At 74.5% G+C, this 18,271-nt stretch carries 18 protein-coding genes, 1 other RNA gene and 1 pseudogene; 15 read left to right on the top strand and 5 right to left on the bottom strand.

The window, feature by feature from the left end; translation table 11 throughout:
* Window positions 1-242: 242 nt before the first annotated feature.
* From DFQ13_RS03790 to DFQ13_RS03780, 3 genes are read right to left on the bottom strand one after another with little or no spacing between them, the layout of a single operon-like run.
* A complete protein-coding gene (locus DFQ13_RS03790) occupies window positions 243-1,055 on the bottom strand; it encodes an SURF1 family cytochrome oxidase biogenesis protein (RefSeq protein ID WP_110078859.1) in 813 nt (270 codons plus the stop codon).
* Between the two features lie 43 nt (window positions 1,056-1,098).
* Window positions 1,099-1,971: a fructosamine kinase family protein gene (locus tag DFQ13_RS03785; protein WP_110078858.1), complete on the bottom strand. Its 873-nt coding sequence runs from the start codon at window positions 1,969-1,971 to the stop codon at window positions 1,099-1,101.
* Entirely contained in the window at window positions 1,968-2,441 is a 474-nt protein-coding gene (locus DFQ13_RS03780; protein ID WP_267897634.1) for a low molecular weight protein-tyrosine-phosphatase, read from the bottom strand. Before DFQ13_RS03780 ends, DFQ13_RS03785 begins: the two co-directional genes overlap by 4 nt.
* A 102-nt stretch (window positions 2,442-2,543) precedes the next feature.
* Between DFQ13_RS03780 and DFQ13_RS35490 the strand changes: the two genes are divergently transcribed.
* From DFQ13_RS35490 to DFQ13_RS35895, 6 genes and pseudogenes are all read left to right on the top strand, one after another.
* On the top strand, window positions 2,544-2,666 hold the full coding sequence (locus DFQ13_RS35490) for a hypothetical protein (RefSeq protein WP_267897633.1): 123 nt from the start codon (window positions 2,544-2,546) through the stop codon (window positions 2,664-2,666).
* 57 nt (window positions 2,667-2,723) lie between these two features.
* Window positions 2,724-3,755 (top strand): Rv2231c family pyridoxal phosphate-dependent protein CobC, encoded by a 1,032-nt coding sequence (cobC, locus tag DFQ13_RS03775; protein WP_110078857.1) that lies wholly within the window; start codon window positions 2,724-2,726, stop codon window positions 3,753-3,755.
* Window positions 3,752-4,591, top strand: a complete 840-nt coding sequence (locus DFQ13_RS03770; RefSeq protein WP_110078856.1) for a Nif3-like dinuclear metal center hexameric protein — start codon at window positions 3,752-3,754, stop codon at window positions 4,589-4,591. Before cobC ends, DFQ13_RS03770 begins: the two co-directional genes overlap by 4 nt.
* Entirely contained in the window at window positions 4,588-5,325 is a 738-nt protein-coding gene (locus tag DFQ13_RS03765) for a zinc ribbon domain-containing protein (protein ID WP_035278845.1), read from the top strand. Before DFQ13_RS03770 ends, DFQ13_RS03765 begins: the two co-directional genes overlap by 4 nt.
* Before the next feature lie 15 nt (window positions 5,326-5,340).
* Window positions 5,341-5,730 (top strand): annotated as a pseudogene (locus DFQ13_RS34715) (reverse transcriptase-like protein); the annotation flags it as partial.
* 288 nt (window positions 5,731-6,018) lie between these two features.
* Window positions 6,019-7,032, top strand: a complete 1,014-nt coding sequence (locus DFQ13_RS35895; RefSeq protein WP_219994282.1) for a histidine phosphatase family protein — start codon at window positions 6,019-6,021, stop codon at window positions 7,030-7,032.
* A gap of 10 nt (window positions 7,033-7,042) precedes the next feature.
* On the opposite strand, the gene DFQ13_RS03755 is transcribed toward DFQ13_RS35895, so the two are convergent.
* A complete protein-coding gene (locus DFQ13_RS03755) occupies window positions 7,043-8,296 on the bottom strand; it encodes an ArsB/NhaD family transporter (protein WP_181399836.1) in 1,254 nt (417 codons plus the stop codon).
* Between the two features lie 111 nt (window positions 8,297-8,407).
* Window positions 8,408-8,983 (bottom strand): NAD(P)H-dependent oxidoreductase, encoded by a 576-nt coding sequence (locus DFQ13_RS03750; RefSeq protein WP_110078855.1) that lies wholly within the window; start codon window positions 8,981-8,983, stop codon window positions 8,408-8,410.
* Window positions 8,984-9,200: 217 nt separating this feature from the next.
* Between DFQ13_RS03750 and rnpB the strand changes: the two genes are divergently transcribed.
* From rnpB to DFQ13_RS03705, 9 genes are all read left to right on the top strand, one after another.
* Window positions 9,201-9,601, top strand: an RNA gene (gene rnpB, locus DFQ13_RS03745) — RNase P RNA component class A.
* A 374-nt stretch (window positions 9,602-9,975) separates the two neighbouring features.
* Window positions 9,976-10,260 carry a hypothetical protein gene (locus tag DFQ13_RS03740; protein ID WP_035278839.1) on the top strand — a complete coding sequence of 95 codons (285 nt, stop codon included), beginning with the start codon at window positions 9,976-9,978 and terminating at the stop codon, window positions 10,258-10,260.
* Window positions 10,261-10,282: 22 nt separating this feature from the next.
* Entirely contained in the window at window positions 10,283-10,870 is a 588-nt protein-coding gene (locus DFQ13_RS34705) for a hypothetical protein (RefSeq protein WP_233438257.1), read from the top strand.
* Window positions 10,854-13,826 (top strand): ATP-binding protein, encoded by a 2,973-nt coding sequence (locus DFQ13_RS03730; protein ID WP_110078854.1) that lies wholly within the window; start codon window positions 10,854-10,856, stop codon window positions 13,824-13,826. The genes DFQ13_RS34705 and DFQ13_RS03730 overlap by 17 nt, the downstream gene beginning before the upstream one ends.
* A gap of 103 nt (window positions 13,827-13,929) precedes the next feature.
* Complete coding sequence (locus tag DFQ13_RS03725; protein WP_110078853.1) at window positions 13,930-15,948, top strand: hypothetical protein; 2,019 nt, start codon at window positions 13,930-13,932, stop codon at window positions 15,946-15,948.
* A 3-nt stretch (window positions 15,949-15,951) separates the two neighbouring features.
* Window positions 15,952-16,569, top strand: coding sequence for a hypothetical protein (locus DFQ13_RS03720; RefSeq protein WP_110078852.1), 618 nt, complete (start codon window positions 15,952-15,954; stop codon window positions 16,567-16,569).
* Window positions 16,570-16,572: 3 nt separating this feature from the next.
* The gene (locus DFQ13_RS03715) at window positions 16,573-17,580 is read left to right on the top strand and encodes a C40 family peptidase (RefSeq protein ID WP_110078851.1); all 1,008 of its coding nucleotides are present in this window, start codon (window positions 16,573-16,575) and stop codon (window positions 17,578-17,580) included.
* 9 nt (window positions 17,581-17,589) lie between these two features.
* Window positions 17,590-18,036 (top strand): hypothetical protein, encoded by a 447-nt coding sequence (locus tag DFQ13_RS03710; protein WP_035278831.1) that lies wholly within the window; start codon window positions 17,590-17,592, stop codon window positions 18,034-18,036.
* Window positions 18,037-18,045: 9 nt separating this feature from the next.
* Window positions 18,046-18,246, top strand: a complete 201-nt coding sequence (locus DFQ13_RS03705; protein ID WP_035278858.1) for a hypothetical protein — start codon at window positions 18,046-18,048, stop codon at window positions 18,244-18,246.
* The last annotated feature ends 25 nt before the right edge of the window (window positions 18,247-18,271 follow it).

The following is an 18,271-nucleotide window of genomic DNA, read 5'->3' as shown; positions in this document are numbered from 1 at the left end:
CGACCACTCCACAAACCGCCGGCCTGGCGAGCGGACTGCCCGGGTGGGTGGATGTGTTTGGCCGGGGGTGGCGATCATGTGACAGCCTGCCTGGGCGGTGGGGCATCTTTTCAGCCCCACCTGACGCACTGGAGCACATGATCGCCATAGGGGCCCCGGCCAAACACATCCACCCAGCCGGGCACCACCCACAAACAACCGGGCTTCGAGGAGCTGGGGCGGTTCGGGAAACACCGCGCCGCCTAAGCCCGGCTGTACTCGTCCTCAGCCAGTTGCTCGGCCACCGACAGCCTGCGCGGCCGGGGCTCGGCCAACGCCCCACCGGGCTTGACCTCCCGCCACGTGAAGTAGAACAGCCCCAGCAGCGCCATCACCCCGAACGCGATCCACTGCAGCGCGTACGAGAAGAACGGCCCCGCCTCCATCAGCGGCAGCGGCAGCGCCGACAGCACCCCGGGTGACCCGTCCTCGAGCTGCAGGTACCCGGGTCGCAGCGCCAGCCCGGCCGCGTCGGCGACCGCGCGGGAGTCCACGGCGTAGACCTGCCGGTGCCCGTCGGTGGTGGCGTCCTCGAAGGCGGGCCTGCCCTGCGGGTCCCGCTCGTCGACCCGCACCCGGGCCACCAGGTCCACGGTGCCCTCGGGCGCGGGGGCGAACCCGGGGACGCGGATGCCGCCGACCGGGCGGACGTACCCGCGGTCGACCAGCACGGCGGAGCCGTCGGGCAGGCGGAACGGGGTGAGCACCTCGAACGCGGCGTTGCCCTGCACGGTGCGCAGCCGCGCCACCGCTTCGGCGTCGGTGAGGTACTGCCCGCGCAGGGTCACCCGCCGCCACTCGGTCGCCGGACCGGGCGCCGCCCCGGCGGGCAGCACGTCGTCGAGGGGGGCGGGGTCGGCCCCGGTCGAGGATTCCAGGGCGGCGTTGGTCGCCTCCCGCTCGGCGTTGCGCTCGAACTGCCAGGGTGCGAGCAGCGTGAAGCACGCCGCGGCGAACACGACCACGACGAAAGCCAACAGCAGCCACCCTGGGCGCAGCAGCAACCTCAACCGCACCCCACCACGGTATGCCAGGGTGCGGTGCGGGGTTCCCGCGAGGTCAGGTCGCCAGGACCCGCCGGGCCGCCGCCGCGGTCTGCCCGGCGTACCCGGCCCCGAACAGCACGACGTGCACGAGCAGCGGGAAGAGCTGGTGCAACGCCACCCGGTCGCGCCACCCCGCGGCCAGCGGGGCCGCCTCGTCGTAGGCGGCGAGGACGCGGTCGAGGTGTGGGCAACCGAACAGCGCCAGCATCGCCAGGTCGGACTCGCGGTGCCCGCCGTGCGCGGCCGGGTCGATCAGCCAGGGGCGGTCGTGCCGGTCCCAGAGCACGTTCCCGTTCCACAGGTCCCCGTGCAGCCGCGCGGGCGGCTCGGCGGGCCCGGCCACCTCCTCGATCCGCGCGCAGACCGCCTCCACCGGGGCCGCCTGCGCCGGGCTGAGGGCCCGCCGGTCGACCGCCAGCCGCAGGTACGGCCGGATGCGGTGCTCGGCGAACCACTCCGGCCACCGCTGCCCGACCACGCACGCCATCGGCAGGTTCCCGATCCACGACTCCCGGGGTCCCTCCCCGAACGCCCCCGCCCCGGCCGCGTGCAACCGGGCCAGCCCCCGCCCCAGCTCCGCCGCCGCCGCGGCCGAGGGGGCGCCCGGCTCCACCTGGTCGATCACCAGCCAGTGCCCGTCCACCCCGCGCACCTCCGGGACCGCCACCGCCCCCGGCTCGGCCAGCCACCGCAGCCCGTGCGCCTCCACCCCGGCCTTCCCCTCCGCCGCGTGGAACTTCGCCACCACCACCCCACCGCCGTCGAGGTCCACCTCGAACACCGACGCCCCGATCCCGTGCACCCCGGTGACCCCGACGCCCACCAGCTCCTCGACCGCCCCCGCCGCGACCCCACCCGCGGGCCCCTCCGCGCGGCCCCCGGTCACAACCGCTCCCGGACCCACGCCAGCAGGCCGGGCACCGCCGCCTCCACCATCGCCAGCACCTCGTCGAACCCGTCGTCCCCGCCGTAGTACGGGTCCGGCACGTCCCGGTCACTCCCGGCGCCCGGGTCGAAGTCGCGCATCAGCACCACCCGCTCCGGGTCGGGAACCAGCCGCCGCAGCGCCCGCGCGTGCCCGGAGTCCATCGCCACCAGCAGGTCGGCGCCGAGGTGTTCGTCCCCGACCACGGCCGCCACGTGCTCCCCCGGGTAACCCCCGCCGACCAGCACCCGCACCGTCCGCGGGTCCGCCCCGTCGCCGACGTGCCAGTCCCCGGTCCCGGCACTGCTCACCCGCACCCGCCCGGCCAGCCCCGCCCGCCGCACGTGCTCGGCGAAGACCAGCGCGGCCATGGGGGAGCGGCAGATGTTCCCGGTGCAGACGAAGCTGATGTGCAGGGGCTGGTGGGTCACCCAACCAGTCTCCCAACCGGTTCACCCGTTCACCACGGCACCACCGGGATCGCAGGTGGAATCGGAGCGGCGAGTGCGGGAGCCCGGCTCGGCAGGATCGCCGTGCCCCCGGGCACGCGAGTCCCGCCGCCCTCGACGAAGATCCGGCCCAGGCCGGTGACCGGCACCACCGAGGCGGGCGGGCTGATCGAGATCTCCGGGTGCTCGGTGTTCAAGAAGGCGTGACGGCGGCCTGTGGACAGACGGGCGCACCGATCGGGGCTCCGCCCTAGACTCGCGGGCGTGGATGGGACAGGTGGGTTGCGGCACCACGGGGACGTGGACGCCGAGCCCGGGTTGCTCGACTTCGCCGTGAACGTGCGCGGCAGCGGGCCGCCCGGGTGGTTGCGGGCGCGGTTGGTGGGGGCGCTCGACCGGATCGGCACCTACCCCTCCGCGGCCGACGACCGCGCGGCCCGGCGGGCGGTGGCCGACCGGCACGGCCGCGCCGCCGACGAGGTGGTCGTCCTCAACGGGTCCGCCGAGGGGTTCGCGCTGCTGCCGAACCTGCGCCCCCGCCTGGCCGCGCTCGTGCACCCCTCCTTCACCGAGCCCGAGGTGGCCCTGCGCGACGCCGGTGTCCCCGTCCACCACGTCCTGCTCGACCCCGCCGACGGGTACGCCCTGCACCCCGAGCGCGTCCCCGAGGAGGCCGACCTGGTCGTGGTGGGCAACCCGACCAACCCGACCTCGACCCTGCACCCCGCCCGCACCCTCGCCTCCCTGGCCCGGCCGGGGCGGGTGCTGCTGGTGGACGAGGCGTTCATGGACGCGGTCCCCGGCGAGCCCGAGACGCTCACCGGTGAGCCGGGTGTCCTGGTCTTCCGCAGCCTCACCAAGACCTGGGCGCTGCCCGGCCTGCGCGCCGGGTACGCGCTCGGGCCGCCCGGTCTGCTCGCCCGGCTGACCCACGGCCGTCCACAGTGGCCGGTGGGCACCCTCGTCCTGGAGGCGGTCGCGGCCTGCTCCGAGCCGCACGCGGTGGCCGAGGCGCAGCGCGACGCCGCGGTGGTCGCCACCCACCGGCGGCAGTTGGAGCGGGCGCTGGGGGAGATCCCCGGCATCACCGTGCACGGGCCCGCCGCCGGGCCGTTCCTGCTGCTGACGGTCCCGGTGGGGCTGCGGGCCGCGCTGCGGGCCGCCGGGATCGCGGTACGCCGGGGCGACACCTTTCCCGGGCTCGGACCCGACCACGTCCGGGTCGCGGTGCGCGCGCCCGCCGAGTGCGCGCCGCTGCTCGCCGCCGTCCGCGCCCACCAGGAGGTACTGCTGTGACCACGGTCGCCGACGCCATCACCGCGCTGGAGGCGGCCTACCCGCCCGCGCTGGCCGAGGGGTGGGACGCGGTCGGGCTCGTCTGCGGCGACCCGGCGCAGGAGCTGACCCGCGCGCTGGTCTGCGTCGACCCGGTCGAGTCCACTGTGGACGAGGCGGTGGAGCTGGGCGCGCAGCTCCTCGTCGCCCACCACCCGCTGCTGCTCAAGGGCGTGCACGGGGTGGGCGCCGACACGCCCAAGGGCAGGCTCGTGCACCGGATGGTGCGCGCGGGCGTCGCCCTGTTCTGCGCGCACACCAACGCCGACTCCGCCGACCCCGGGGTCTCCGACGCGCTCGCGCACGCCCTCGGGCTCACCGTCACCGGGCCGCTGAGCGCCAACGCCGACGGGCGCACCGGCATCGGCCGCGTCGGCGAGCTGGCGGCGGCCGAGCCGTTCGCCGCGTTCGTCGAGCGGGTCGCGCGGGCGCTGCCCGCCACCGCGGGCGGCGTGCGGGGCGCGGGCGACCCCGACCGGCCGGTGCGTCGGGTGGCCGTCTCCGGCGGCGCGGGCGACTCCTACCTCGCCGCCGCGACCGCCGCCGGGGTCGACGCGTACGTCACCGCCGACCTGCGCCACCACCCCGCGGGCGAGCACCTGGCGGCCGGGGCGGGGCCCGCCCTGGTCGACGTGGCGCACTGGGCCAGCGAGTGGCCGTGGTGCGAGCAGGCGGCGGGCGTCCTGCGCACCGCGCTCGGCGGTACGGTCGTCACCACCGTCTCCACGCGCCGCACCGATCCCTGGACCGTTCAGGCCGCAGGCGCCCCTACCCCGACCGGGAGGTCCACCGGGTGAAAGCCGATCCCGCCGCCCAGCGCAGACTGCTCGACCTCGCCGAGGTCGACGCCGAACTCGGCCGCGTGCACCACCGGCGCACGTCCATGCCGGAGCTGGCCGAGATCACCGCGGCCGAGCAGGCCGTGCGCGCCCGCGCCGACGCGCGCGTCGGCGTGCAGACCCAGCTCGACGACCTCGACCGCGAGGTCGCCAGGCAGGAGAAGGAGATCGACGCCGTGCGCGCCCGCGAGGAGCGCGACCGCAAGCTGATGGCGGGCGGCACCCTCAACAGCAAGGCGCTCACCGACGTGGAGCACGAGCTGGCCACCCTCAAGCGCCGCCGGTCGGTCCTCGAGGACGACCTGCTCGAGCTGATGGAGCGCCGCGAGGCCATCGGGATGGACGCCCAGCACGCGGGGGTCGCACTGGCCGAGGCCGAGCAGCGGCTGGCCGAGGTCACCGCCCGCCGCGACGAGAACCTGGCCGACCTGGACACCAACCAGGCCCGCCGCGACGCCGAGCGGGCCAAGGTCGTGCCCGGCATCCCGCCGGGGCTGCTGGCCCTCTACGAGCGCAAGCGCGCCGCCCGCGGCATCGGCGCGGCCCTGCTGCGGGCCCGCCGCTGCGGCTCCTGCCAGCTCGAGATCGACCGCCGCGAGCTGTCACTGATCAAGGAGTCGCCCGCCGACGAGGTCGTCGAGCACGAGGAGTGCGGTGTGATCCTCGTCCGCACCGCCGAGTCGGGCGTGTAGCCGGTGGGGGAACCGGTGCGCGTCAGCGTGGAGGCCGACGGCGGGTCCCGGGGCAACCCGGGGCCCGCGGGCTACGGCGCGGTGGTCTTCGGCCCCGGCGGCACCGTCCTGGCCGAGCGCGCCGAGGCGATCGGGGTGGCCACCAACAACGTGGCCGAGTACCGCGGCCTCATCGCGGGCCTGCGCGCCGCGGCCAACCTCGGCGCGGGCGCCGTCGAGGTCCGGATGGACTCGAAGCTGGTGGTCGAGCAGATGTCCGGCCGCTGGAAGGTCAAGCACCCGGCGATGCGCCCACTGGCCGACGAGGCCCGCGCCCTCACCCGCGGCTTCCGGTCGGTCACCTTCACCTGGATTCCCCGCGCCGACAACACCCACGCCGACCGCCTGGCCAACCAGGCCATGGACGGCACCCCCGTCTCCCGCACCGCCGCGCTCCCCGGGAACACCGCGGCGGCCCCCGAGGACGCGCACACGACCACCCCCACCGCCGCGAACGGCACGGCGCCCACCGGATCACCTGCCACCGCGGGCGCTGCGGCCCCCACGGGTGGCACGGGCGCGACCTCCACAGACTCTGCGCCCTCCACCGGCGCGCCCCCTGCGACCGGCGCGACCCCTGCGGGCGCCACGGCCTCCACGGGCGCGACCGGCACGGCCTCCACGGGCACTGCGGCTTCTGCGGGTGCGGCCTCCGTGACCGGCGCGGCTTCCACGGGCGTTGTGGCCCCCGAGGCCGGTGGGGCTTCGGCGGGCGATGCGGCTCCTGCGGCTTCCGTGACCGGCGCGGCCTCTGCGAGCGTTGGGGTTCCTGCGGGCGCCGCGGCTTCCGCGGGCGCCGCGGGCCTGTTCGCCGCGCCGGTGGCACCTGTCGCCGCGTCGGCCCGGTCCGCCGTGCCCACGGCCGCGGACCCGGCGACCCCGGCCGGTTCGTCCGCTCCGGCGGGCACCTCCGCCGCCGCTCCGACCACCGAGCCCGCCGAGCCAACCGAGTCCGCCGCTGCCCCGGGCGCGGGTGGCGGCCCGGCCGCGCGGGTGGCCACCGGGCCCGCCCGGTCCTCGCCCGCAGGCTGGACCGGCGCGCTCGGCACCCCCACCAAGGTGCTGCTGCTGCGCCACGGCCAGACCGCCATGTCGGTGGACCGCCGCTACTCCGGCCGCGGCGACGTCGCCCTCACCGCCCTCGGCGAGGCGCAGGCCGCCGCGGCGGGCCGCCGGATCGCCGCGCTCGACGGCGTCGACGCGGACACCCCGATCCTCAGCTCCCCCCTGGGGCGCACCCGCCAGACCGCCCGGGCCGTCGCCGAGGCCACCGGGGGCTCGGTGGTGGTCCTCGACGAGCTGGTGGAGACCGACTTCGGCGGCTGGGAGGGCCTGACCTTCACCGAGGCCGCCGAGCGCGACCCCGACCTGCACCGCCGCTGGCTGTCCGACACCGCCGTGCCCCCGCCGGGTGGGGAGAGCTTCGACGTGGTGCACGAGCGGGTCACCCGGGCCCGCGACCGCGTCCTGGCCGGTTACGCGGGCCGGACCGTGGTGGTGGTCAGCCACGTGACCCCGATCAAGGGCCTGCTGCGGCTGGCCCTCGACGTCGGCCCGTCGATCCTCTTCCGCCTGCACCTGGACCTGGCGTCGCTGTCGATCGCCGAGTTCTACCCCGACGGCAACGCCTCGGTGCGCCTGGTCAACGACATCTCGCACCTGGTCTGACCGGCGGGGCTCAGAGCGCCAGCCACAGCGCGACCACGGCCAGGGTGAGCGACAGCGGCACGGTCAGCAGCCCCAGCGCGGTGAACTCGCGCGCCGTGGTCCGGACGCCGGTGCCCGCCAGCACCCGCCGCCACAGCAGGGTGGCCAGGGAACCGGCGTAGGTCAGGTTCGGGCCGATGTTGACCCCGAGCAGCATGGCCAGCAAGGCGCCGGGGTGCGGGCCGAGCACCGGCAGCAGCATCAGCGTCGCGGGCAGGTTGTTGACGAGGTTCGCCGCCACCGCCGCGACCGCGGCCACCCCGAGCAGGGTGGGCAGCGACTCCCCGCCGAGTGACCCGTCGCCGGGCAGCACGGCGGTGAGCAGGTCCCGGCCCCCGTGCTCGGCCACCGCCTCCACGACCACCGTCAGCGCCACCACGAACAGGCACAGCAGCGGCGCGCACGCCCCCACCACCGCCCGCACCGTCACCGCCCGGGTCACCAGCCCCCGCCCGCCCAGCACCACCGCCGCCGCGACCGCCACCCACACCGCCGCGACCCCCATGAGCGGACCCGCGCAGAACCCGACCAGCATCACCGCGAGCACCCCCAGCGCGAACCGCGGCGCGGGCCCCGGCTCGGCCGCTTCCCGCACCCCACCCCGTTCCAGGTCGCCGGCGAAGAACCAGCGGAACACCGCGAACTCCACCGCGACCGCCACCACCCACGGGCCCACCATCAGCCCCGCGAAGCCCAGGAAACCCAGCCCGCTCGCCCCGAACGCCAGCAGGTTCGTCAGGTTCGACACCGGCAGCAGCGTCGAGGCGGAGTTGGCCAGGTGCGCGCAGGCGTACGCGTGCGGCCGGGCCCGCACCCCCAGCCCCGCTGCCGTGGCCAGCACGACCGGGGTCAGCAGGACCACGGTCGCGTCCAGGCTCAGCACCGCCGTGGTCACCGCCGCGGCCCCGAACGACAGCCCCAGCAGCCGCCGCGGCTCGCCCCGGCACGCCTTCCCCACCCGGGCCCCCACCCACCCGAACACCCCGTCGACGTCGGCCAGGTGCGCGACCAGCAGCACCGCCGCGAGGAACAGCACCGTGTCGCCCAGTTCCGCGGTCCGCGCCCACGCCGCCCCCGGCTCGACCAGCCCCAGCGCCAGCGCGATCCCGGCGGCGGGGACCGCGGCCACCGCCTCCGGCCACCCCCTCGGCCGCCCGACGGCGAACGCCAGGACCGCCCCCAGCAACCCGAAGGCCACGCAGGCCGCCACCGCACCACTGAGCACGGCGCGACGCTAACCGCCCCGCCGCCGGGCGCGGCGGTGGCCCCGGAACGGCCGTCGGGCTCCCGGCTCCCGGCTCCCGGCCGGCGGCTCGCGGTGGGTGGGCCGCGGCGGTCAGCCGGTGAGGGTGGCCGTGGTGTGGGTGGTGCGGGGGCGGCGCAGGGAGTCGGTGAACGAGATCAGCACGTCGGTCAGGGCGGCGGCGGCCAGCGGGAGGATCGTCCCCGTCTCCACGCCGCCCTCGTCCTCCGGGGTGATCATGCGGTCGGGGACGAAGTGGCCGGGCAGGACCCGGGTGGCGCCCATGGCGAACAGCAGCGGCCGGAGCACGAAGTCCAGGGCCACCAGGTGCCCCTGGGTGCCGCCGGTGGCCAGGGGCAGCACCGCCGTGCCCGCCAGCGCGCCGCTGGGCAGCAGGTCGAGCAGGGACTTCACCAGGCCGCTGTAGGCCGCCCGGTAGACCGGGCTGATCACGACCAGCCCGTCCGCGGCCTGCACCGCCGCCAGGGCCGCGCCGATCCGCGGGTCGCGGCGGTCCTCGGCGAGCAGGGCGACCGTGGGCAGGTCGCGGACCCGCACGGTGGTCACGGTGTGCCCGGCCGCCCGCAGTGCTGTTTCGGTGTGCGTGACGACGATGCCGGGCCGCGCGGTGGCCGACGGGCTGCCGGACACGAGAACGATGGTCCCCACGGTGGTCTCCTCGAGGAAGGTGGCTGTCTGGCGCTGGTTCGGCCGCGCGGACAGACGCCCCCGGCGAGGCGGTGGAGGTCCACGTGCCTGCGCCGGGTGAGGAGGCGGTCACCGGACATGACCGGGAGTAGAGCAGCCCCGCTGACCGGCCTCAACGCCGCCCACGGAATGGGACGTGGAGGCCGGTGGTCGGACGCCGTATCCTCGTCGTCGCGGGCGAGTCGGCCGGGCGGCCGCGGCGGGTGATCCCCGTCGAGGAAAGTCCGGACTCCGCAGGGCAGGGTGATTGCTAACGGCAACCCGGGGTGACCCGCGGGAAAGTGCCACAGAGAACAGACCGCCCGGTCGGTCGGGGGAACCCGAGCGGCCGGGTAAGGGTGAAACGGTGGTGTAAGAGACCACCAGCACCCCGGGTGACCGGGGTGGCTCGGTAAACCCCACCCGGAGCAAGGCCAAGAGGGGGTCCCGCGAGGGGCCCCTGCGCAGACGCCCGAGGGCTGCCCGCCCGAGTCTGCGGGTAGGCCGCACGAGCCTGTCGGCGACGGCAGGCCCAGATGGATGGTCGCCACCGGGGCGCGAGCCCCGGTACAGAATCCGGCTTACACGCCGGCTCGCCCGCGTCGGGTTACTCCGATCGGTGGTACACCGATCGGAGTAACCCCATCTGAGAGTGACGGAAGAATGGGCTGTGACTTCCCACACTCGCTGTGAGCGCGACTCCCGCAAGCGGGTGAAACCTCATGATCGCCCGAATTTTCGGGTCCTCCGGGGGTGTCACCAGCCCTCCCCGGATGATGATGGGTGTGGTCAGATATCAGGCGCACGGCACCAGGAGGGTGGATTGAGCCTACGGAACGCTGCTCGGTAGCTACCCTTTGTAATGACAATCATGTGCCTTTCGTGCTGTACTCGACGGGCACAGCAGAGACCTGCCGCGCAGGAGCACCACGCCCCCGATCACACAACCGCTTCCGCGCACTTGGGAGATCGACATGACCACCCCCACCCTCTCCGCCCTCGTGGAACTGGCCCAGCAGGAATCGACGAAAGTCGACACCGGTGGCCTGCGCACGTGGATTCTCGACAACGTCATCCCCCTGCTGCTGCTCGTCGTCGCGCTGCTGCTGCTGTGGCTCGGCGGCGGCAAGGGTGACAACGCGGGCGTGATGCGCCGCCTCGGCGGTGTGATCGTGGCCCTGGCGATCGTCGGGCTCGCGGTCACCAACGCGGGCGAGGGCATCGGCCGCTGGATCGCCGGCCTGTTCACCGGCGGCTGAGCGAAGGTCCCGGTGAACTGACGTGCGGATTCGCACCGACGACGAGGTCTACCGGGTCGACGCCGTCTGGCTCGGCCCGCCCAAGGCCACCTTCCCCTGGCGCGCCCGGTACGTGGCGTGGGGCGTGGGCACGGTCGTGTTCCTGCTGGTCCTGACGGTGCTGCGCAACCTCGGCATCGGCCTGTTCTGGTCCTTCGCCTGGGGCATGGTGGGCACCGTGGCGCTGACCATGGTCATCTGCTCCCGGATCAGCCACGAGCGCCCGCTCGGCGCCGTGCTGACCATGTGGGTGCGCGAGCTGACCGCCCCCAGGGAGACCGCCACCGGGCAGGGCGGGGCGGTCACCGCGTCCGCCGTGCGGATTCGCTCGGAGATCCCGCGCAGGCGGGACCGGCAGCGGACCCGGCGGGCGGCCCCCCCGAGCGGGCGGGCGGCGATGGCCCCCCGGGACGCGCAGGTGGCGGCGCCCCAGGACGGGCGGTTGGCGGCCCCCCGGGACGGGCGGGTCGACAAGAAGCGGGAGAAGCAGAGGCGCCGCGCCGAGAAGGCCCGCGCCCGGAGCCGCGCCAAGCGCGGGAACAGGGAGGTCAGCGGTGTTCGGACGCCGTAAGGGCGAGCGGGGGGCACTCGCTCCGTACCCGGCGGGACATCCGCAGGACCGAGGCCGGGGGCAGGAGCCGGGCCGCTACGAGCAGGCGCAGGCGCGCAAGCGCGGCAAGCGGCTGCCCGGCGAGAGCGGCCTGCCCAGCTACACCCCGGAGATCGCCGCCCGCTCCATCGACGGGCACCTGCTGCGCACCGGCGGCGACGTGTTCGCCTGGTACCGGCTGGGTCCGCAGCGCTGGTCGTTCCGGTCGGACTCGCAGCGCCAGGACCTCATCGCCGCCATCGCGGGCCAGTACGCGGAGCTGGCGGGCCGGTGGATGCACCTGCGGGTCACCACCCGGCCGTACCCGATCCGCATGTGGGCCGAGGCGCACGTGCACAACGCGGTGAACCGGCTGCCGGACGTGCCCGGCGCGCTCAGCTTCGACGACTACCTCGTCGGCGAGCAGCAGCAGCTCCTGGGCCGCTCCATGGCCGAGAAGGAGGTCTACCTCGGGGTGCAGGTGCAGACCCGCAACGTGGTCGACCGGGCCGTCGAGCGGGCCGCGCCGCTGCTGCGCAAGGTGTTCCCGGACGCCGTGGACGCCGAGCTGATGGCGATCGAGTCCGAGGTCGAGCACCTCGACCAGGTCGTGGGCTCCTCGGGCCTGGAGGGCCGCCCGGCCACCGCCGAGGAGATGTCCTGGCTGATGCACCGCTCGTGCTCGCTGGGGTTGCCCGCGCCGCGGAACATGCCCGCGGTGCCCGGCGCGGCCTGGGAGCCGGAGGACCTGGCCAGCTTCACCGACGCCGCCGACTTCCACCAGGACCCGTACGCGCCCACGGTCACCGTGCGCGGCCGCACCGGGTCCAACGCCGGGGTGACCCGGCACGTCACCGTGCTGACCGTCGGCATGATGCACGGCCTGACCATCCCGGAGATCGACGACCCCTGGGTGCAGCGCAGCGACCGGCTCCCGGCCTCGGTCGAGTGGTCCGCGCGCATCTACGTGCGCCGCCCGGAGGAGGTCCAGGGCGAACTCCAGCGGCAGATGAACAAGGTCCGCTCGCAGGTCAAGCACTACACCGACGAGCACGAGCTGGAGCCGCCGCAGTCGCTGGCCCGCCAGGCGAGCCGGGTGCTGGAGATCGACGACGAGATGACCTCGGGCTTCACCGCCCTGGCCACCCGGGTCCGCTCCTGGTGGCGGCTGGCCGTCTCCGGCCCCACCGAGCGCGACTCGCTGCGGCTGGCCCAGCAGTTGCTCGACCTGTACAAGCCCAAGGTCGCCATCGAGCACCCCGAGGCGCAGTACGCCCTGGCCAGGGAGTTCATCCCCGGCGAGCCGCTGGCCTCCAGCGCCTACCTGCGCCGCGGCTCGGTGATCTGGGCGGCCTCGGCCGTCCCCACCGCCACCGCCGAGGTCGGCGACCGGCGCGGCATCCTGCTCGGCGAGACCTGCACCGCCACCCGGCGCCCGGTGGCCTGGGACCCGTGGATGGCCCAGGAGATCCGCGACGCCTCCGGCCTGACCGCCATGGTCGCCGGGCTCGGCGGCGGCAAGTCCTTCCTCGGCGGCGGCATCGTCTACAAGACGCTGCGCGCCGGGGCGCACTGGACGATCCTCGACCCGTCCGGCCCGCTGGCCCGGCTCTGCGACCTGCCCGAGCTGCGGCCCTACGCGCGGCCGATCAACCTGCTCAACGCCCAGGCGGGCATCCTCAACCCGTACCGGGTGGTGGCCGAGCCCAAGCTCGACCACTTCCTCGACGACGAGGACCCCGAGCGCGCCTGGCGCCGGGAGAAGGCGCTGGCCGCCGCGACCCGCCGCCGCCTGGTCCTCGACGTGCTCTCCGGCCTGCTGCCCTACGAGGTGGCCAAGCTGCCGCAGAGCCGGATCGTGCTGCTGCGCGCGGTCCGCACCGTCGGCGGCCGGGCCGACGCCGACCCCAGCCTGGTGTTCGACGCGCTGCGCCGCGACGCCAGCGAGCACCGCGAGCACGCCATCGTCGTTGCCGACTTCCTCGACGAGATGAAGGAGCGGATGTCGCTGCTCATCCCCGAGCGCGGCGCCGACCCCTACGACGAGCAGCGCGACGACCGGATGACCGTGCTGACCATGGCGGGCCTGACCCTGCCCAAGGACGGCGTGGCCCGCGAGCACTGGACCGACGCCGAGGCGCTCGGCGTGGAGATGCTGAACCTGGCCGCCTGGCTGACCCAGCGCTCCATCTACGAGAAGCCCAAGGACATGCGCAAGGGCGTGTGGATCGACGAGGCGTTCTTCCTCTCCGAGGTCCCGACCGGCCGCGTGCTGATGAACCGCTTCGCCCGCGACTCCCGCAAGTGGAACGTGCGCGTGCTGCTGTCGAGCCAGATCCCGGCCGACTTCCTCAAGATCCAGGGCTTCGTGACGCTGCTCGACTCGGTCTTCATCGGCCGCCTCGACGACGATCAGGCCCAGGCCGACGCGCTGCGCCTGCTCAAGGTCCCGGTGGGCGCCGGGTACGAGCAGGTGGTGGCCGGTCTCGGCCGCCGCCCCGGCGGGCAGCGCGGCACCGAGCGCGACACCGCCCCCCGGCAGTTCATCTTCGGCGACGGCGCGGGCGGGGTGGAGCGCATCCGCATCGACCTGTCCGGCAACCACCTCGACCACCTGCGCGCGGTCATGGACACCACCCCGGACGGCCAGCGCGACTCCACCGCCGCCCGCGCGGCGCTGCCCGAGGCCGCGCTGCCCCACGCCCCGGAGATCCCCAGCGAGTTCGACTTCGTCGCCGTCGACGGGTCCACCATGCCCAGCGACGAGGAGTTCGAGCGGGCGGCGGAGTTCGAGCTGGGCCTCACCGAGGACGACTACCTCGACGCGGGCGCCCTGGAGGGCACCCTGGTCGTCGGCGACAGCGACAACGGCGCTGACGGTGACGGTGACGGCGGCGGCGCGCCGAAGAAGAAGCACGGCCGCGAGGACGCGGCGTGAGCGCGCAAGAGGGGGACAAGCCTGTCGCCGACCCGGGTCGGTTGGCTATTTTGATCAAGTTTGTGCCCGGTCACCCGAGTCCGTTGGGGTTGGTGGACGCCTGATGATCACGGTCCTGGTGTTGGTCGCCCTGGCGGCGCTGGTCAAGCTGCGCGGGGTCCTCGTCTCCGGCATCCGCCGCACCGCGCACCCCGGCCGCAGGGCCGCGCTGGTGCTGGTCACCGGGATCGTCGCGTTCCAGGCGCTGCTCGGCAGCCCGGCGATGGCCCAGGACGCCAACGACTGCGTGCCCAACCCGGAGCGCCCCGGCGCGGGCATGGTCGGCGCGCTCGACCCCCCGCAGGGCAACGGCGAGGCGGGCAGCCCGTACATCACCTACGCCTACGCGGGCATGGTCTGGCACGTCTACGACGAGTCCTGCGGCGGCCTGGTGCCCAGCGGCGTCAGCGACCCCGGCGCCACCATCGACACCTGGGTCGGCAACGAGCTGTTCAACGTGGCGAAGAACATCGTCGGCGCCACGAACTCGCTGCACTACACGCTGCTCACCGGCGGCGTCCTCGGCGGGCTCAACGAGCAGATCGGCAAGGCCGCCGACGCCGTCTTTGACAACATCTACACCCAGCTCTTCAGCATCTTCATGCTGGTCCTGGCGATCCTGATGTTCCGCCAGATCTGGAAGGGCGACCTGGCCACGGTCAGCAAGCGCGCCCTGTTCGCGCTGGCGGGCATGTGGCTGGCGGCGTCCTCGGCGGTGCTGGTGAGCAACTACGACCGGGTCGACGACCTGATCGTGCGCACCACCACCGGCATCCAGGCGGGCTTCGTCGACCCGCAGGAGGACCGGGTCGTCCGGCACATCCTGCCCACCGAGCTGCACAACAAGGTCGTCTACGAGAACTGGGCGCGCGGCGAGTTCGGCGCCCCGGACTCCCCGCAGGCGCAGAAGTACGGCCCCCGGCTGCTCGCCGCGCAGGCGTGGACCCGCGACGACGTGGTCACCGGCAAGGACGCCGACAACGCCGCCGAGCAGGCCAAGAAGGCCGACTACAAGCAGATCGCCACCGAGCTGGGCCCGGCCACCGGCTACTTCAAGGGCACCGACGGCAGCCGCACCGGCGCGGGCATCCTGGCGCTGTTCCAGTCGATCGTGTACTCGCTGTTCCAGCTCTTCGCCAAGCTGGCGGTGCTGCTGGCCCAGCTCCTGCTGCGCATCCTGGCGCTGACCGCGCCGATCATCGGCCTGGTCGCGCTGGTCCACCACGACATCCTGCGCAAGGTCGGCCGGGCCGTCGGCGCGGTGGTGCTCAACGTGCTGGTGCTGGCGATGCTGGCCGGGGTGCACTTCAAGTTCCTGGAGCTGATCTTCTCCCCGGGCGCCAAGCTGTCGCTGCTGACGCAGATGCTGCTGGCCGCGGCGGTCACCCTGGTGTTCTTCCTGGTCGGGCGCCCGGTGCGGCGCATGTGGCAGATGCTGGAGATGTCCGTCGGCGCGGCCGGGGCGTCCATGCCCGCGGCCGGGTCGGGGATCTTCTCCCGCTTCCGCCGCGGCAAGCACGACGGCCCCACCCCGCAGGACGAGTTCTGGGAGACCGTCCGCGACGGCGAGGCCGCCGAGCGCGACGCGCTGGTCCCCGCGGGCGGCGGGCGCAGGCCCCGGCCCGAGGCCAGCAACCCGGTCACCGCCACCGCGCAGCGGATGGACACCCGCAGGCAGCAGGCGGCCATCGGCGGCTCGCAGCCGCTGCTGGGCCCCTCCGGCGCGGAGTCTGGCGAACTGGTCGTCAGCCCCGGCCGCGGCACCCCCGGCACCCGGGTCGTGCTCGGCGGCGGGGGCAGCCGCACCGTCGACACCGTCCCGGTCGCCGACCGGGGCTGGGACCGCGGCGAGGATTCGGTGGTCGTCCCGTCCATGGTCACCGGCGGCGACGACTTCGCACCGGTCGAGCCCGCGCCCGCGCTCACCCCGGCCCCCAAGGCCGCCGAGGTCGAGATGGTCCAGGGCAGGCCCGTGCACGTGGTCTACCGGCCCTCGCGCGGCCTGGAGGTCGCCCCCGACGGCCCGCCGCGGCGGCTGCCGCTCAACGACGGTCCGCTCGGGACCGACACGGTGGTGAGGTGACCCGTGCCGATCCGCACCAACCGCGGCCGGGCCGCGGTCTACCGCAAGCTGTGGGGCTGGCCGCTGCGCTCGCCCAAGCACCTCGCGGTGGCCGCGGTCATCGGGGTCCTCGTGGTGGTGGCGATCGGCGCCGTGCTGCCCGGCCTGGTCGGCCGCAAGAGCGCGCCCGACCCGCGCAACCCGGTCGCCGCGGCCGCCTCCGCGGTCCCCTCCGCCACCCCGGCCCCGCTGCCGGAGTCCGGCGGCCCCACCGCGACCATCACCCAGACCCGCATCACCGCCCCGCCCAACACCCCCACTTCGGTGGCCCCGGCCCCGCAGGCGCTGGAGACGGCGCGCAAGTGGGTCGAGAAGTGGGTCACCCACCCGAGCGGCATCACCAACGCGGAGTGGCTCGAGGGCCTGCGCCCGTACACCACCGAGGAGTACCTGCCGGTGATGCGGTCGGTCGACCCGGCCAACGTCCCCGCGAGCAGGCTGACCGGGGAACCGAAGGCGGTGCGGTCGTTCCCGAAGTCGGTCGAGGCCGAGGTGCCCACCGACGGCGGCACGCTGAAGCTGACCGTCATCGACACCGGTGCCGGTTGGCGGGTCGCCAACTACGAGCAGCAGGAGGGCTGAGCCATGCGGGGGACGCTGATCGCGGGCACGGCCGCCGCGGCCGTGGTGGCCGTGGTCGTGGGCACCGGCGTGCTCAACACGGTCGTCAACCAGACCGAGCAGGCCGCCAACCAGGTGCGGCTGGCCTCCTGCAACGCCAGCCTCGGCCCGACCACCACCGGCCCGGCGGGCTCCGGTGAGGGCGACGCGGCCCGGCTGACCGACGAGCAGCGCGGCACGGCGGCGCTGATCGTGTCCATCGGCAAGCAGCGCGGCCTGCCACCGCTGGCCTGGCAGGTGGCCATCCAGGCGGGCATGACCGAGTCCGGCCTGCGCAGCCTGCGCTACGGCGACCGCGACTCCCAGGGCATCTTCCAGATGCGCCCGTCGATGGGCTGGGGCTCGGTCGAGGAGGTCACCAACCCGACCTACGCGGTGAACAAGTTCTACGACGTCCTGCTGGAGGTCCCCGGCTGGGACGGGCAGCGCCCCGGCGACTCCGCCCAGGACGTGGAGCGCTCGGCCTTCCCCGACCGCTACCACCGGTGGGAGGCCATGGCGGCCCACCTGATCGGCAGCGTCGGCCAGGTCGCCAACTTCACCGGCTGCGGCCAGGGCGTCGGCGCGCTGCTGCTGCCCGCGCCCACCGCCGCCGCGGGCAACGCCATCCAGTGGGCGCTCGGGCAGCAGGGCAAGCCGTACGTGTGGGGTGCGCTGACCGACCAGCAGAACTCCTACGACTGCTCCAGCCTCATGCTCCAGTCCTACCGCGCCGCGGGCATCCAACTGCCGCGCACGTCCCGCGAGCAGTACTACGCGGGCGCCATGCTCCCGCTGGAACAGGCCCAGCCCGGCGACCTGCTGTTCTGGGCCACCGACGAGAGCGACCCCAGGACCATCCACCACGTGGCCATGTACCTGGGCGACGGCAAGATCGTCGAGGCTCAGCAGACCGGTGTCCCGGTCCACATCCGACCGGTGAAGTTCACCGAGGGCGAGCTGGTGAACCAGGCCGTCCGCCCCGGTGTGTGAGGAGTCGACATGTACAACCCCGATCCCCGGAACCCCCTGCGCGACTACCTGGAGTCGTCCCGCAAACCCGGTGTGAGCCAGGGGTACGTGGTCCTGCCCCGCTCGCTGGCGGAGGCCATGCCCCTGCCTTGGCAGCAGCAGATGGCCCACCTGATGCACGAGTTCCACCAGGTCTACGCCCACCTGAGCTGGCCGGAGTACCGGGTCGTCCCGTCCCGCCGGGAGCGCCTGGTCGACCTGGACGAGGACCAGTTGGCCGAGGTCGGCTGCTTCGTCGAGATCGACGTGGACGGTGACCTGGTCTACCGGGAGCGCAACGGCAGGCGCATCGAGGACCCGGAGAACCAGACGGTGCTGGTGTCCTGCCTGGACCCGATCCCCGGGCAGCACCAGAACGCCAACCAGGACACCCCGCCCCGCGGCATCCCCATGCAGCAGGCCCCCGGCTGGAGTTAGGTGGACGACATGGCGAAGGACAACAACCCCGATCCGGGCTGGTACTACAACACCAAGACCAACCAGGTGGAGCACGGCGAGGTCGGCAAGGCGATCGACCGCCTCGGCCCCTACCCCGACCGCGCGAGCGCGGAGCGGGCCCTGGAGACCGCCAGGGAGCGCACCGAGGCGGCGGACAAGGCCGACCGGAACTGGAGCTCCGAAGACTGACCTCCCGGCTGTGCCGGTGCGCGCG

Source organism: Actinokineospora spheciospongiae, from assembly GCF_003182415.1.
In the GTDB taxonomy this organism is placed as follows: Bacteria; Actinomycetota; Actinomycetes; order Mycobacteriales; family Pseudonocardiaceae; genus Actinokineospora; species Actinokineospora spheciospongiae.
Note: the sequence above shows the minus strand (reverse complement) of the source record. Positions and strands in the feature narration are given on the sequence as shown.

Bases quoted from the DNA above. Each gene is read 5' to 3' on its own strand.
- DFQ13_RS03740 (WP_035278839.1), top strand. From the start codon at position 9,976: ATGACCACCCCCACCCTCTCCGCCCTCGTGGAACTGGCCCAGCAGGAA.
- DFQ13_RS03725 (WP_110078853.1), top strand. From the start codon at position 13,930: ATGATCACGGTCCTGGTGTTGGTCGCCCTGGCGGCGCTGGTCAAGCTG.
- DFQ13_RS03715 (WP_110078851.1), top strand. From the start codon at position 16,573: ATGCGGGGGACGCTGATCGCGGGCACGGCCGCCGCGGCCGTGGTGGCC.
- DFQ13_RS03710 (WP_035278831.1), top strand. From the start codon at position 17,590: ATGTACAACCCCGATCCCCGGAACCCCCTGCGCGACTACCTGGAGTCG.
- DFQ13_RS03705 (WP_035278858.1), top strand. From the start codon at position 18,046: ATGGCGAAGGACAACAACCCCGATCCGGGCTGGTACTACAACACCAAG.